Origin of the sequence: Streptomyces sp. NPDC050636 (assembly GCF_040654775.1) — a bacterium.
Classification (GTDB): Bacteria; Actinomycetota; Actinomycetes; order Streptomycetales; family Streptomycetaceae; genus Streptomyces.
Map to the genome: position 1 here is coordinate 1 of NZ_JBFAIP010000074.1, position 14,421 is coordinate 14,421.

The 14,421-nt window shown below is 69.5% G+C and carries 18 protein-coding genes; 8 read left to right on the forward strand and 10 right to left on the reverse strand.

Going from position 1 to position 14,421, the window contains the following annotated elements:
- Positions 1–285: 285 nt before the first annotated feature.
- Together AB0I10_RS31640 and AB0I10_RS31645 are read left to right on the forward strand one after the other, a co-directional pair.
- Entirely contained in the window at positions 286–1,005 is a 720-nt protein-coding gene (locus AB0I10_RS31640) for a DUF4232 domain-containing protein (protein WP_363156110.1), read from the forward strand.
- A gap of 478 nt (positions 1,006–1,483) precedes the next feature.
- Entirely contained in the window at positions 1,484–1,738 is a 255-nt protein-coding gene (locus tag AB0I10_RS31645; protein WP_363156111.1) for a hypothetical protein, read from the forward strand.
- Positions 1,739–1,968: 230 nt separating this feature from the next.
- On the opposite strand, the gene AB0I10_RS31650 is transcribed toward AB0I10_RS31645, so the two are convergent.
- From AB0I10_RS31650 to AB0I10_RS31660, 3 genes are all read right to left on the reverse strand, one after another.
- Positions 1,969–3,075: a hypothetical protein gene (locus AB0I10_RS31650; RefSeq protein ID WP_363156112.1), complete on the reverse strand. Its 1,107-nt coding sequence runs from the start codon at positions 3,073–3,075 to the stop codon at positions 1,969–1,971.
- Positions 3,076–3,159: 84 nt separating this feature from the next.
- Positions 3,160–3,417 (reverse strand): transposase, encoded by a 258-nt coding sequence (locus AB0I10_RS31655; protein ID WP_363156142.1) that lies wholly within the window; start codon positions 3,415–3,417, stop codon positions 3,160–3,162.
- Between the two features lie 462 nt (positions 3,418–3,879).
- A complete protein-coding gene (locus tag AB0I10_RS31660) occupies positions 3,880–4,518 on the reverse strand; it encodes a TetR family transcriptional regulator (RefSeq protein WP_363156113.1) in 639 nt (212 codons plus the stop codon).
- Positions 4,519–4,594: 76 nt separating this feature from the next.
- Here AB0I10_RS31660 and AB0I10_RS31665 point away from each other — a divergent pair, with 76 nt between their 5' ends.
- From AB0I10_RS31665 to AB0I10_RS31675, 3 genes are read left to right on the forward strand one after another with little or no spacing between them, the layout of a single operon-like run.
- Positions 4,595–5,287, forward strand: coding sequence for an NAD(P)H-binding protein (locus tag AB0I10_RS31665; protein ID WP_363156114.1), 693 nt, complete (start codon positions 4,595–4,597; stop codon positions 5,285–5,287).
- Entirely contained in the window at positions 5,284–5,715 is a 432-nt protein-coding gene (locus AB0I10_RS31670; protein WP_363156115.1) for a TIGR03618 family F420-dependent PPOX class oxidoreductase, read from the forward strand. The genes AB0I10_RS31665 and AB0I10_RS31670 overlap by 4 nt, the downstream gene beginning before the upstream one ends.
- Positions 5,712–6,620: a haloalkane dehalogenase gene (locus AB0I10_RS31675; RefSeq protein ID WP_363156143.1), complete on the forward strand. Its 909-nt coding sequence runs from the start codon at positions 5,712–5,714 to the stop codon at positions 6,618–6,620. The genes AB0I10_RS31670 and AB0I10_RS31675 overlap by 4 nt, the downstream gene beginning before the upstream one ends.
- 164 nt (positions 6,621–6,784) lie before the next feature.
- Here the strand turns inward: AB0I10_RS31675 and AB0I10_RS31680 are convergent, their stop codons facing one another.
- Positions 6,785–6,985, reverse strand: a complete 201-nt coding sequence (locus tag AB0I10_RS31680; RefSeq protein WP_363156116.1) for a hypothetical protein — start codon at positions 6,983–6,985, stop codon at positions 6,785–6,787.
- A gap of 61 nt (positions 6,986–7,046) precedes the next feature.
- Positions 7,047–7,766, reverse strand: coding sequence for an SDR family oxidoreductase (locus AB0I10_RS31685; RefSeq protein WP_363156117.1), 720 nt, complete (start codon positions 7,764–7,766; stop codon positions 7,047–7,049).
- A gap of 132 nt (positions 7,767–7,898) precedes the next feature.
- Between AB0I10_RS31685 and AB0I10_RS31690 the strand changes: the two genes are divergently transcribed.
- Positions 7,899–8,762 carry a LysR substrate-binding domain-containing protein gene (locus AB0I10_RS31690; protein WP_363156118.1) on the forward strand — a complete coding sequence of 288 codons (864 nt, stop codon included), beginning with the start codon at positions 7,899–7,901 and terminating at the stop codon, positions 8,760–8,762.
- 426 nt (positions 8,763–9,188) lie between these two features.
- Here AB0I10_RS31690 and AB0I10_RS31695 read toward each other — a convergent pair whose 3' ends face one another.
- From AB0I10_RS31695 to AB0I10_RS31705, 3 genes are read right to left on the reverse strand one after another with little or no spacing between them, the layout of a single operon-like run.
- Complete coding sequence (locus tag AB0I10_RS31695; protein WP_363156119.1) at positions 9,189–9,698, reverse strand: hypothetical protein; 510 nt, start codon at positions 9,696–9,698, stop codon at positions 9,189–9,191.
- A 10-nt stretch (positions 9,699–9,708) separates the two neighbouring features.
- Entirely contained in the window at positions 9,709–10,137 is a 429-nt protein-coding gene (locus AB0I10_RS31700; protein ID WP_363156120.1) for a hypothetical protein, read from the reverse strand.
- A 41-nt stretch (positions 10,138–10,178) separates the two neighbouring features.
- Entirely contained in the window at positions 10,179–10,904 is a 726-nt protein-coding gene (locus AB0I10_RS31705; protein ID WP_363156121.1) for a DUF998 domain-containing protein, read from the reverse strand.
- A gap of 186 nt (positions 10,905–11,090) precedes the next feature.
- Between AB0I10_RS31705 and AB0I10_RS31710 the strand changes: the two genes are divergently transcribed.
- Positions 11,091–11,294, forward strand: coding sequence for a helix-turn-helix domain-containing protein (locus tag AB0I10_RS31710; protein ID WP_363156122.1), 204 nt, complete (start codon positions 11,091–11,093; stop codon positions 11,292–11,294).
- A gap of 37 nt (positions 11,295–11,331) precedes the next feature.
- A complete protein-coding gene (locus AB0I10_RS31715) occupies positions 11,332–11,790 on the forward strand; it encodes a Clp protease N-terminal domain-containing protein (RefSeq protein ID WP_363156123.1) in 459 nt (152 codons plus the stop codon).
- Positions 11,791–11,806: 16 nt separating this feature from the next.
- Here the strand turns inward: AB0I10_RS31715 and AB0I10_RS31720 are convergent, their stop codons facing one another.
- Both AB0I10_RS31720 and AB0I10_RS31725 read right to left on the reverse strand, forming a co-directional pair.
- Complete coding sequence (locus tag AB0I10_RS31720; protein ID WP_363156124.1) at positions 11,807–12,001, reverse strand: hypothetical protein; 195 nt, start codon at positions 11,999–12,001, stop codon at positions 11,807–11,809.
- Positions 12,002–12,114: 113 nt separating this feature from the next.
- On the reverse strand, positions 12,115–14,415 hold the full coding sequence (locus tag AB0I10_RS31725; protein ID WP_363156125.1) for a helix-turn-helix domain-containing protein: 2,301 nt from the start codon (positions 14,413–14,415) through the stop codon (positions 12,115–12,117).
- Positions 14,416–14,421: the final 6 nt, after the last annotated feature.

The window sequence follows — 14,421 nt, forward strand, 5'->3', positions numbered from 1 at the left end:
CCCTCCCCTCCGGTCTGCCTATGTGCCCACCCCACCCCCGAGGGCTATGAACCGCCCGCCGCCTTTCCGCTCCGGGCGCCGGCGCCGGGCCGGTCGCCCGAGCTGCGCGCGCGGCGACGTGCCAGTGATGTCGTCGGCGGCAAGCGCGCTTTGGTGACCCGATGCACCGCGTTAGCGGTTCGTTAGCAGAACGCCAACCCGATCTTCGAAGCTGATTGCCGACAGAGCGCGTGCCTGGCGCTGTGTCCGGCTGAAGCAGTCCGATCTACGGGGGAGTCCACACCCATGCGCAAGAACCTCATCCGCACGACCACCCTGGCCGCTATGGCGGTGGCCACTGTCTTGTCGCTCAGCGCCTGCGAGGGCGGGTCCGATCCCGCCGACGCTTCGTCCTCGGCCGGCGCGGCGCAGTCCGCGGACAAGGGACAGGAAGTCAACGGCGGCGCGGGCGGCAACGCCGGGGGCTCCGGCTCCACGGGCACCTCGGCGGGGGCGAAAAAGGGGAGTTCGACGGGGGGCAGCGCGTCCGGCAGCGGCGGTAGCGCGTCCGACGACGGTGGCAACAAGGGCGGTGACAAGAGCGGCTACGGGCAGGTCTGTGGCGCCAATGACCTGACGTGGAGCGCCAAGTCCGAGACCCAGGCCGGTGGCTACATCCTCATCTCGGTGAAGGCCAAGACGGGTATCACCTGCACGCTCCCGGCGCAGCTTCCGGGCGTCGCGTTCGGGTCCGACGGCACCGAAGCGGGGCCGGCCGAGCAGGCCGTCGGTGAGCAAGTGAAGCTGAGTGGCGCCACCACCGCCTACGCCGGGGTGAACCCGAAGACCACCAGCACCAATAGCGGCAAGGAGCTGAACCAGATCATCGTCTTCGTGAGCAAGGACGACCAGACCGAGCCGGTCAGCCTGAACACCGGCAGCATCACGGTCGACGACCCGATCGTCACCAACTGGCACACCTCGCCTCAGGACGCCGTTCCCGGCGACGGCGTGGACAGCCACTGACGGCAACGCAGGGCCCGGAGCAGGGGAAGAGCGTGCCCCTTGACCCGCCAGGCGTCGGCGCCGGAATGCCGGGCGTTCGCCAACGGCACGATCCGGCCGACGTCGATCTGGTCGGACGTCGTGACGACGTCGCCGTCGTAGGGACTGGACCAGGGTCGGAGGCGGCGCAGCATAGGTCGTCGAGGCGCACACTGGCCCCTCGCGCCGTAGCACCACCGCAAGCGGTGTCCGTACTGGCGGACTTGATCGTGCGGGGCGCGGGCAGTCGGCGCCTTCAAACTGACCTGAGCGGCGGCTGTGCCCACCCGGCCGTCGGACGGGCGGCATCGTCGGCCTGACACGGGCTCACCCCGGACTTCTCCGCATCGTTTGATGGAGACCGGGTAGCCGAGGGCGCGGAACGGAAGGACGGGGAAGCCACGTCGGTACGCGGGGACGCAGGCTCGCCGTAACTGGGGGATCGGGCAAGGAGCAACAGATGGAACTGCCGTGGCGACAGGACGAGGGGTGGCGACGCAGCTACCCGCAGCCGGGACCCGACTGGACACAGGGCATGCCTCAGGGGCCGACGGATCCGCTCACGCCGATGGGGCGGATCGATCAGTACGGCAGGATGGGGAGCGCGCTGCGCGGTGGCTATCTCGCGGCCTGGCAGCGGAAGGTGATCCTCGGGTTTGTGATCGGTGCCGTCGTCGTCCCCGTGGTGTCATTGCTGCTGGTGTTCTTCGGCTGAGCGGAGGAGCGACGGCAGGCTGGTGGATCGTGCCCACACTCACGAACCTCCAACGTCCCGCCGGCCGGACACTCCATGCCGCGCGATCGTCGACAAGGTCAGCTCCCGCTCCTTCTCGATGACGAGCCAGTCCCTTACCAAGTCGGCCAGTGTGGGGAAGGCTGCTTCCCATACCTTGCGGATATGGCGGCTGACCAGGGTGCGTAGTACGGGCCACTGCGAGACGAGCGCTAGAAGAGGCCGGCGCGCATGTGCTGTGTGAGGTTCTCAAGGATCTCGCGCAGCCACGGGCTGCGGACGGCCGGCAGCCGGACCAGGGTGTGCTGGAACGCTCCCGGGTCGGCCCGGAACAGGTGACTGGGGCGCGGCGCGGGCGGGTCGTCGCGGAGGACGCCGTCGGGCATGCTGCCCGATGCGGGAATGGGCAGGTACGGCTCGGGGAAGGCCAGCCACAGCCACACCCCGAACGGCAGCGGCACCGGATACGCCGGGGCGGCCGGGCCGGGCGGGGTCCAGGTTTCCCCCGTCTGCGGATGGGCTGGCACGAGGAGGATGTCGGCGTCCGCGTCGGGGGCGGGCCGTCCTGGTCCGGCCAGAACGGCGTGCCGCGCCGGCAGACCTGCGGGCAGCAGGGCGTCGAGGGTGCGTTGGAACACCTCCTCGATCAGGCCGTCCGGGACCGTCACCGGCCAGCCCTCCGAGGCCGCCAGCAGGTGGGCGAGTGCCCGGCCGGCCGCAGCCTCCCACTGCGGGCTCCACGACCACCAGCGGCTCGACCCCACCCGCGACCCCCACGTAGCGATCGGCTCGAACGGGGGTGTGCCTTTCCCCTCCGCCATCAGCTCCGCCCAGGAGCGCGATGCGGCGTCGGCGCTGTCGACGGGGAGGCGGCGCACGGCGTTCGGGGCGAGCCACACCGCCTGCCAGAGCGAGCAGTCGTCGATCCGGCTCGCCACGGGCAGGCCGCACGCCTCGCAGGCCATGTTGGGGCCGTCGGCCCCGTCGAGGCCGCAGCAGTAGCCGCCGCCTTTCTCCGGGATCAGCAGGGTGCCGCGGGCGTCGCCGGGTGCGATGACGATCGCGCTGGGCGCGCCGTCGGACAGGGCATAGACCGGCGCGTAGACACCGCGGGCGGCCGCCTCGTCCGGATGGATCTTCTCCCACGTCCGCCACGGCGGCCCCCAGGGCTCCGGGTCCACGGCGAACGTGCCCGGTTCCATGAGTACCGGGAGCTGAATCCCGTTCCCGTACTTTTGATGGGCGTGAGCCGGCAGGGCGACTTGGGACAGCGGGGTGGTCAGCTCGGCGTCGCACCGCGCACACACGAAAACGAACAAATGTCCTCCGTCTGGGAAGTGGAGGCATCATCGCAGCTCGGCAGCCGCCAGCCAATCAGTTTCGGGCAGGGGCCTGGAGGATGGTCATCCATCACTCGGCGTGCGTGTCCACAGCAATTGAGCCAGAACCCGTTTCTCGTGAACGAAGCCACCGGATGGCAATTGCTGCCAGGTGCAGCCCGACGTGGTCACGAACACGACCGCCACCGGCACCTCCCGGTCACCGTGCCGGCGCTTGCCGCCACCCTGACGCCGCGACGGCGCTTCCGGCACCACCCGCTGATACAGCACCGACAACTCGTCTGGCACCAACCGGCCAACGATCCCCGCCGCGACCGACAGCCTCCTCAACAACCGAAATGAGATGACCTCTTAGGCGACGTGGGGAGGTGGGCGGCGTGGGAAGGCGGTGGCGAACGCAAGTGCGGAAAAGGGGAGTTGGTCGTCTTTCACTGACTCTCTCGCCAGTACTACACACTGCTGACGGGTTCCCCCGCTACCCGGCGCTTCGTGCCCGGGGACCGGGGCACGCCGCGGGAGGCGACGGACCATCCTGACCATCCGGAGGACCCGGTCGGCACCGTCATGACGCGACTCCATTGATGAGCTCCTGGTGGCCTTCCCCCAGCCGGCGGCGAGATGTGTTTCGACGAAGAACTCGACCTCGTCGAGCCTGCCCGGCCGGGTGGACACCGCCTCCACACCGCCTCCCCTCAGCCAGTTCGTAGGGCAGGGGAGGCGAGAACAAGCGAAGCGATGTACCACAGGTGTCGTTGAGGCCTTCCCAGCCGCCACCGCCGCCCCTCACCCGGAGGTCGGTGAGCTCCGACGGCCTGCTCTGGTGGTTGCTGCGGTGCGCGGCCTCGGGGTCAGCGCCGCGCGCAGCGCCGGGGTGAGGATGTGGCGGGTCTCGGACGGGGTGAGGGCGGCGGGGGTGGGGAGGGGGTTGAGGTAGCGGGTGTAGATGAGGCCGCCGAGGATCGTCACCACGGCCGTGGCGCGGGCGGTCGCGTCCCGGCCGCCGAGAAATTCAACAAGCCGGGCCAGCAGTTCGCGTTCCAGGTATTCGCGGATCACCGTGGCGGCCTCGTCGCCTTGGGCGGTGAGCTGTAGGAAGTCGGCGTCCTCCCACAGGTCGGTCACCGCGTCGATCAGGCGGTCGGGGAGGGTGGCGGGGTCGCCCCCGAGGACGTCGTCCACCGCCAGCGCATTGGCGCACTGGAACTGCATCACGTCCGCGAACAGGCCCTTCTTCGAGCCGAAGTGGTAGGCGATCAGCGCCGGGTCGACCCCGGCGGCCCCGGCCACCGCGCGCACGGTGGTGCGCCGGTAGCCGTGCTCCAGGAACAGCGCACGGGCCGCCGAGACGATCGACTCGCGGGTCGGTGGGTTGCCGCGGGGGCGGCCTCGGGTGCGGGCGGGGGCAGGGGCGGCTTTATTCATCAGCGTTGAGCCTGCGTTCCGTGATCAGCACAGTCAAGGGCGTTCCGGGAACCATACGAAGGGATGCCCCGACACCATGCGTATCGCAGTTTTCGGCGCCAACGGACCGACCGGCCGCCACCTCACCGACCAGGCCCTCGCCGCCGGCCACGAGGTCGTCGCCGTGACCCGCCGCCCTGGCTCTCTCCCCGAGCGGCCCGGCCTCGCCGTGGCCGTCGCGGACGCCACCGACCCGGCGGCCGTCGACGCCGCGATCGGCGGCACGGACGCCGTTCTCTCCGCGCTGGGCACGCGCTTCAGCAAGGAGACCATCACCACGTACTCCGCGAGCGCCATGGCCATCACCAGGGCCATGTCCCGCCAGGGCATCAAGCGGCTGCTCGCCGTCAGCTCCAGCATCGCCGACCCCGACTGGCGCCCCACCGGTGCTCACTTCTTCAACCATGTGCTCGACCCGCTGGTGAACCGACGTCTCGGCCGTACCCTCCACGAAGACATGCGCCGTATGGAGGCCGTCATCCGGGAAACGGACCTCGACTGGACCCTCGTTCGGCCCTCGGGTCTCTTCGAGCACCCCGCCGTCACGGACTTTCTCACCGCCGAGACCAGCGCCGACGGCGTCTTCACCGCCCGTGCCGACCTCGCCGCGAGCATGCTGCGCGAGTTGGACGAGCGGCGGTACGTCCGTACAGCCATGGGCGTGATCACCACGGCCGTGCAGCCGAACATCGCCAAGCTGATCTGGAATGAGGGCGTGAAGAAGAAGTGAGCCGGGCGACCGTCGAACTCCCTGCCGCCACAAGAGCGTTCCTCGCTCGCCCCCACACGGCCACTCTCGCCACCCTCACCACCCTCCGCCCCGACGGCACCCCGCACGTCACCCCCGTCCGCTTCACCTTCGACGCGGCGACCGGCCTGGTCCGGGTGACCACCCGGGCGCGGGCCCGCAAGGCCCGGAACGTGGCGGCGGGCGGCCCGGCGGCCCGTGCCGCGCTCTGCCAGGCGGACGGCTTCCGCTGGGTCACCCTCGAAGGCCGGGCCGCCGTCACCGACGACCCCGTGCGCCTGGCCGAGGCGGAGCGCCGCTACACCGTCCGCTACCGCGCGGCCCCGCCCGCCCCGCCCGCCCCGCCCGCCCCGCCGGACCTGATCGTCGTGGAGATCGCCGTCGACCGCGTCCTGAGTCTCAACTTCTGAATCCCCCGTACGGAAAGCGAAGGAACACCGACATGCCCACCCTCCCCGTCCTCGACTCGACCTTCCACTACCGAGAGTCCGGCGACCCCGACGGGCTGCCGTTCGTCTTCCTCCACGGCAATCCCACCTCCTCCCATCTGTGGCGGAACGTCCTGCCGGGTGTGGCGGCGCCCGGCCGCCGCCTTCTGGCCCCCGACCTCATCGGCATGGGCGACTCCGGCAAGCCCGACCTCGCCTACTCCTTCGACGACCACGCCCGCTACCTCGACGCCTGGTTCGACGCCCTCGGCGTTGCCGAGGCCGTCCTCGTCGGCCACGACTGGGGCGGCGCGCTCGCCTTCGACCGCGCCGCCCGCCTCCCAGGCCGCGTCCGCGGCCTGGCCTTCACCGAGACGATCATCAAGCCGCTGGTCCGCGACGAATTTCCGGCGGCAGGGCGGGAGCTGTTCACCCTCCTGCGCACCCCCGGGGTGGGCGAGGAGATGATCCTGGAGAAGTCCCTGTTCATCGAGGGACTCCCGGACACGCTCGCCACCCCGCTCGACCCTGCCGACCTCGACATCTACCGCCGGCCCTTCCCGACCCCACACAGCCGCCGCCCGGTACTGGCGTGGACGCGCATGATGCCGCTGGACGCCGCGCCCGCCGACGTCGTGGCCCGCGTCGAACGCTACGACGCCTGGCTGGCCACCAGCCCCGACGTCCCCAAGCTGCTCGCCGCGTTCGAGCCGGGCCCGGGCGCGATGACCGACCAAGGGACCGTGGCCTGGTGCGAGGAGAACATCGCGGGCCTGGAAGTCTCCCGCCACGGCCTCGCCGGCCACCACTCCCCGGAAGACCGCCCCGAGGAACTGGCCGCGGCGATCAGTGCCTGGGCCGACCGCCACGGGCTGGCGCGTCAGTAGGTGTCCTCGATCACGGAGGTGCGGATCGTCCCGGGGCCGGCTGAGCTGCCGCCGTCGGTGTACGCGCCGCGATCGCCGTCACATCGAACGCCTCGGCGAATGGAAACCCTCGGATGCCGCCCCTGCCAGCTCCTGTAAGCCCTGGGTCCAGGACGGCAACGACGTCAGGCTGAAATTGCTGTCCCGTCGCTGACCCAGAGGCCGGTCGCGTCGTGATGAGCACGTGCCGTCGTGGAGTCCACACTGACCAGGGACATATCGGTCTCGTCTCTGCGAGCGGCCTCGGTGATCATCCCGAACTCGCCGATCGGCAGGTACGGCCCGGTGAACTTCCCATCCTCGTCGGCGAGTTGCGCGCGCGTCACACCAACGTCCCACCGGACCAGCACCCCGCCAGGGGCCCAAAACCCGAACCCTCCTGGCCTGTCACGCGGCCTGCCCGGTCGCGGCCAGAACCAGTTCGCGGACGGTGATCCGCTGTGGTTGCTCGTAGACCCAACGCACCGCCTCCGCGATCTCATCGGCCGTCGGCAGTTCCACCGCATCCTTGAATTCCTGGTAATCGGCCTTGGCGACCTCGTCGGTGGTGTGCGACAACAGGTCCGTACGGACCGCGCCCGGGGCGATGGTCACCACCCGCACTCCGTGCGCGGCGACCTCCTCGCGCAGGCTCTCCGAGATCGCGTGCACCGCGGCTTTGGTGCCGCTGTAGACGGTGTGCTTCGGGTAGCTCTTGAGACCTGCCACCGAGCCGATGTTGATCACCGTGCCGGTTCCGCGGTCGACCATGCCGGGCAGTACCGCGGCGATGCCGTTGAGCAGGCCGCGCACGTTCACGTCCATCATCTGGTCCCATTGCTGCGCTGGTTGGGCGGCGACCTCACCGAGCAGCATCGTCCCGGCGTTGTTCACGATCGCGTCGGCGGGACCGAAGGCGGCCTCAGCCTCGGCGACCGCGGCGGCCACCGCGGAGCGGTCGGTGACGTCCACCGCCCGCGCCAGCGCGTGGGGTAGGCCCAGGCCGGTGAGCCGGTCGAGGCGACGGCCGAGCAGCAGGAGCGGGTGACCGCGGTCGGCGAAGGCGCGTGCGGTAGCCGCGCCGATGCCCGAACCGGCGCCGGTGATGACGATGAGCGGCTGTGCCATGGTGTGCTCCATTCCTCATGACTTCTGGATACCGCCTCCGGGCGGGACCTCCGGAGGTGACGTCATCAACCCTGGTCGTGCGGGGACTTCCGAACAATGCCGAACCCCGCAACGATCGATAACCTGAGGGTTATGGAAAGCCGTGAGATCGAGATCTTCCTGACGCTCGCCGAGGAACTGCACTTCGCGCGCACCGCCGAGCGGCTGCTCGTCTCGCAGGCCCGGGTCAGCCAGACCATCAAGAAGCTGGAGCGCCGGTTCGGCACCGCGCTGTTCGAGCGGACCAGCCGGCGGGTTGCCCTCACCCCGGTAGGCCGCCGCCTTCGGGACGACATCGGCCCGGCGTTCGTACGTATCCAGGAAGGCATCGCGCGTGCGACCGAGGCCGGCCGGGGTGTCGCCGGACCGCTGCATGTGGGCTTCTCCGGGGCGCTCCAGGGTGACTTGGTGCTCTCCGTCCAGGCCGCCTTGCGCGCCGGCAACCCCGAGTGCGAGGTGCGACTCCATGAGGTCCCCGAAGGCGATCCGTACGGGCCCCTCCGGTCCGGCGAGGCCGACCTGGCGATCGTCCGATTCCCCGTCAGCGAACCGGACTTGACTGCCGGGCCGGTGCTGATATCCGACGCCGTGATGCTCGCCGTTCCCGCCCGCCACCGGCTGGCCCGCCGCGACGCGGTCGGCGAAGGCGACCTCGCCGGCGAGAGCATGCTGCCGACCGGCTCGCTCCAGGAGACGCTGGCCCGGGTCGGCGCCGGCCATGGCGTCCACCCCGTCCCGAGCCAGACAGCGGTGTACCAGACCCGCCCGACGATCGCTTTTGTGCCCTATCCGGACGCGCCACCCGCCGAGTTCGGTGCGGTATGGCGGACAGCGGCGGACAACGCCCGGATCCGCGCCTTCGTCGCTGCCGCCGCTGCCCTGGTGCGTACGGAAGGCGGCCCCGCACAGGTCTGCGGAGCCTGCCGGGCCGACGCCGTCAGCCCCGCGCCTCGTTGAAGGCGTGGCGGATCGTCCGGCGTCCGGCGTCCACGGACGCGGACACGGACGCGGAACGAGTGCTTCGTCCGCTGATCGAAGAAGAAGGTCGGCCGGGGCGGCAGGCCCGTCACCCACGACACCGACCTCCACTGCGACCGCGACCGCGACCGCAACACCGTCCGTGAAGCGCGCACGCTGAGTGACGGCTGCCCCTCGGACTGACCTTCGGGAAGTTGCCATTCCTGTCCGGGTTCACGCTGTGGCGGTCGGAGCGGTCGGAGCGGTCGGAGCGGTCGGAGCGGTCGGAGCGGACGGAGTTCTACTTCTGTGATGCGCCCTGGCCGGCCTTCACCCACAGCCACGGCCCGGTACGAGGCCGCAGTGGCGGCGATGCACGAGCTCGCCGAACACCTCGGTGACATGTGGGACTGAACCTCCCACCGCCTAGGTATCTGCGTCGATGGGGGTGTAGATGTCTGGGTCGGCGGCGAGGTGTCCATTGTCGGGGACGAGGATGCCGCACAGCCTTTTCACGGGCGTGTAGAGGGGCCGGTTGTCGGGTTCGATGCCGTCCTCGTCGGGAAACTCGAAGAGCCGGTCGAAGGGCACCGTGACGAACGGCCACGCGCCGGTGATCTCCACCGAATCGGGGTGGAACTGCCACACGGTACCGAAGTGCCGGTTGTGGACTTCCCCGACGTACCACGAGGCGGTCTGGAGGAAGTCGCCCCCTTCGTCCTGATCGGCCTGCTCGGTGGTGGCGTAGCGGTCGCGGATCAGGTCTTCGAGGCGGGCGAGCGAGTCGAGGCTGAAGTCCCATGTGCCGGGGGCCTGTTCGGCCCAGCCGGGGAACTCGGAGCGCTGGATGGTCAGCCAGGCGTTCAGGACCCTGTTGTCGGACCTGAGCTGGTCGAGCTGGCGCAGTTCCTCGTACTCGTCGTCGTCGATGTCCATACCTGCGACCCTATCGGCGGGTCGTGTCACTGACCGTCACGACAACAGGACTCGTTTCCGGAGGAGTTGGAAGCCGACTCGGCCGAACATTTGGCGTGGCCAGCAGCCGGGTGTTCTCCTCGAAGATCTCCTCAGCCCGGCGGTAGGAGAGCCGGGCCCGGCCGGTCTCCGGGCACACGTCGAGCGTCGGCGTTCCGGCCGGGGCCTTGCGGTCGGTGAGGAACAGCGGGCCGCGGGTACGGCGGGCGATGAGGCGGGGCAGCAACTGGGCGGTGCCGGACTGCCGGTGAATCCACTCCGTCGCCCCGCCCTTCGCGGTGATCCTGCCGCGCTTGTCCCGTGGGTACAGGTCATCCGGCACCTCCGACAGCGCCGGTTCGTCGATTACCTTGATGCCATCGTCGCCGGAAAGCCGACCTGCGCCCGTCCGCACTCTCATCGGCGGCCCGCCGTGCCCTTCCGTAAGGAGTCAGGAAGCGTTCACTGCTCCTGGCTGGCCCCGCCTGTCGGTTGCCGTGGGGAGTTGTGGCGTAGCAGGTGGAGGGCGAGCAGGCTCAGCCAGCACCAGCCGACGGTGATCGCAATGCGCTGGAATAGTCCGCCGAGGTTCACCAGCCCCTCGGTCTGCTCGAAGCCCAGATTGGAGAGCGCGAACGCCAACGTGAAAACGACGCCGGTCACCGCGGAGTAGATGACCCAAGTCGGCCTGCCCCATCCGGCGAATCGCCGGGCGAAGACGAAGCAGGCCACCGCCAGAGCCATGAAGGCGACGAACGAGACGCCGTCATGCAGGGCGGCGTGCGTGCTGGCGTAGTGGGTGAGCTTGTCGGGGGTGCCCAGCGGATATCCGCTGACCGGGTCTGTGACGAAGACCCCCGCGCCGAAGAGGCCCGTAGCCCATATCCCGACCAGCAGCGGGCCCCAGGTTGATCCCCCGAAAGGCCGGAGTGCGCGCCGCAGCCCGAGGGTGAAGGCCATGCCAAGGGTGCCTGTGGCAAGGAAGTTGACCACCTGTATCCAGCCGACGTTGCCCAGGGCGAGTGAACTCACGGGGTGGCGCAGAGGGTTGTAGTCGACGCGAGTGACGCCAGCGATGACGAAGGTGAGAACAAACAGTGGGCCGGCGATCGCACCGCAGGCAAGGAGAGGGTCGGCCCGTGCCGCGCTGGTCCATCGGGAGAGAGTCTGCGCCGGTTTCCGCTGCATCAATCCTCCAGGAGTGGATGGTGCTCTGAGGGCGGCGTCGCCCCGAACGGGCTGGACGCGCCGGAACAGCCGAACTGCGGTCCGGCAGGCAGCTAGCTATGGGTCTGAGAGCATCCTGCAGCAATGCCCCGATCGACCGTCAGTCTGGGTTGACAAGAATGTGCTTGTCAACCCAGACTGACGGCTATGGAATCGGGAGATCTCTCAGAGCGCATCAGGTCGCACGATCCTGCCGTCGGACTGCGGGCGGTCGGTGCGCTGCACCGACTGGCCGAACAGGTCGAGGTGACCGCGGTGGCACGTGCGAGGCAGCAAGGATGGTCCTGGGAGCAGATCGGGGACGCCCTGGGCGTGTCACGCCAATCCGCGCACGCCAAGCACGGGAAGTGAGGCAACAGTGTTCGAACAGTTCACAGCGGGTGCCCGCATGGCGGTCAGGTCGGCGCACGAGGAGGCGCGGCTGCGCGGCGACCGCCGCATCGGCACCGAACACCTCCTCCTGGGTGTACTCGACGTCCCCGACTCGGCCGCGGTCCCAGCCCTCGGCGTTGACCTGGCAACCACACGCGCGGCCCTCGATGTCCTCGATCGGACCGCGCTGGCCGCGATCGGCATCGACGTCGAGGGCGTTGAGCGGGCTCCGATCCCCGTCTCACGCAAGCGCACCCCCTTCACGTCCGGTGCGCGGTCGGTCATCAAACGCACCGTCACCGAAGCGAGGGGGGCGGGCAGCCGACGCATCGGGCTGGACCACCTGCTGCTCGCGATCCTGGCCTGCGAGCGACCGGACCCCGCAGCGGAACTGATGGCACACCTGAACATCGACCCCGCAGCCGTACGCGCATCAATGAGGAAGCTCTCTGGTACGGGCGGTCAGGCCGCCTGACCGAGTCCGGCAGCGGTCAGGTCTGCTCACGCAGCGGGGTGAAGTCGACATCCAGCTTCGGGTCGTACGCCTCGGGCTGGATGCCGAGCTCGTGCGTGCTGTACTCGCCGAACCGGTTGATGTGCTCGGTCACGTACGGAGAGATGTGGGCCAGGTCCTCGGGGCCGATCTCCCATTGGGGAGTGATCTTCGTGGGGCTCCATTGCCGCACGTCAGCTCCATTCGTGAACGCGCCAACTCCGCTCCTGCGGGCTTCCGCTGAGCGTGGCGGTGGCGGATCCGCTCGTCGAGGTGGGCGTCGCGTCCCAGTTGGGCCCGCGTAGGTCAGGAGTGCTCTGCCGGGCGGGGATCCTGCGACTGTCCGGGTCTGTTCGCGTGCCGGGGGTTGGGGTGCGGGGGCAGGTATCGGGAGGAGGTGCGGGACTGGGTTTCTGCGGGTGGGCGTGGCTGCAGGGGGCTGTGGGTGAAGTGCGCGGCCACGGTGGGATCCGCAAAGTGATAGGCACTCCGTTTCCTGGCGAAGAGGCCTTGGTCGCAGGCGCTCACCAGCATGTCGGGCAGATCGACGAAGGCATGCCGCTGGCGGTGGATTGCCAGGGTGGGAACCCAGCGGGCACCGGGGGCCGCGGTCAGACACAGCGCGAGGAGCACCAGGCCGCTCAGCAGGAACTGAATTCCGAGGTGCTCAGGTCCGGCCACTATGCCGATCAGCGTGAGGAGCAGGACCAAGGACATCAGAGCGCCTGCGCTGAGCAGTTCACCGCTCAGTGTTGTCCGCTCATTGCGCGGTTCACGGCTGCCCGTGCACGCCGCGCGTACGGTGAAGATCACGGCGAACCCAAGGAACTCGAATGCGGCGGGGAGTGTGGCGGGAGATGCCGCGACGACGAGCATGCACAGGACACACGCCACCGCCGGCAGGATCGCCGGACTGGCCAGTCCTCGCATGACGTCTGCCGGTTTTCGCGGACGACTGACGGCGGACGGGATATGCATGAGGGCCGGGCGCATCAGTCCCGCCACCGCTGCGCCCACGGCCGCGCAGATCACGAGAAAAGCCGTTCCGAGTCCGTCCCCGGACCCGGACGTGGAGTAGTAGCTTTCGTGTGTCTGGAACGGGATCAGGAAGATGCACACACAGGTCAGCAGGGCGATCGCCCCCATGGCGAGGCGGTGGAGCCTCCGCATGGTCAGCCCCGTGCCTTCCAGCGTGATGGCTCCGCCGGGGCGAGGCCGTTGCCGGATGAAGAAGGCGAGGGAGGCGTTGAAGCGCTCAGCATCCTTGCGAAGGTCTCCGTTGCGGCGTCGGGGCATGAATGCCAGCGCCGCGAAGCGCGGCAGGTAACCGGATTCGATCAGTTTGCGCTCCATCTCTGCCCGGGACGGTTTTTCGAGCAGGGCCATCGGGTCGGCGCGGCCATGGCTGCAGGAGAGCCACGCGGCGCAGACCATCGAGGGCGAGGAGAGCACGGCGAGGAGATCCCGCACGCGGGCATCGTCCGGAGCCTGCCGACAGGTGGTGAGGACGGGTTGCCACTTCTGCTGCACGACGTCCTGCCGGCTCGGCTGGTCGGTCGTCTGTAGCCAGCCGTCGAGGTCGTCCAGCCCGAGTGGTTCTAGGAGGATGCCGCTGCTGCCCCGCAGTGTCGTGTTGGTTGATTCCACCAGTGCCGTGAAGGGTTCACTCCGGCAGGTGAGGATGATCCCCCCGGAGTATGCGTTGAGTTGGGCGATCGCGGGCGCCTGGTGTTGCGGGTCGATCTCCTCGAACCCGTCCAACAGGGGCAGCAGCGACCCCTGCTCCAGCAGAAACTCGGTCAGGTCGGGGGTGAAGTAGTCGTCCGTGGCGCCAGAGACAGTGGCGGCGAGGGTTGTGAGCTCGCCTGCGAGCCAATCAGTGAACCGGGTCTCCCCGGCTCGCCAGCTGCCCACAGCGACCCTGACCGGAATCGCGGTCTCCTGCTTGCGTCCGAGCAGGGCCTGGCCCAGGCCGAGGACCAGCTGGGTCTTGCCGCTTGCCGGTTCCCCCAGAACGACGAGTCGGCGCTGCGGAAGGAGACTGAACAGATCAGGCAGATCTGCGTAGAGCCCCGTCAGATCCACCGGCGGCGGCCCGTCCATGAGATCGGTCGGCGCCGCCTTGAAGCGCACGGGGATCGGCGCGTGGCCAAGGCGCGTGATCTGCAGGCCAATCCGCGGGTTGAGCGTATGCCAGCTGATCACCTCCAGCATGTCCGGCCGGTCGCGAGTGCCCGTGGCCGGCGGCGGCGCGGACGCACCGTCGTGTCGTGCCGCCGCAATGACGGCAACCGCCTCCTCTGTCTCCGGCCCTTCGAGGCCGTGATGGGCGCGGAACGCACGCTCCGCCCGGGCATGTCGGCTGCGCCACAGATCCTGGTTGGCCGTGGGCGCGCAGGTCTTCACCCACGCGTCGACGACGTCCCACGCGGGAGGCTTGGAGCCGGTGGTGGCTGACTGGAGAGTGGCCTTGCTCCAGTGCGCACCCTCAGCTAGTTGATCGAGCGTCAGCCCGGCGTCGTGGCGCAGCTTGCGCATCTGCAGCGCGAGCTGCGCGACCTCCTTGATGCTGGTGTCGACGGGCTTCTCGGGCCGTCCGCGGGGCATGTCTGC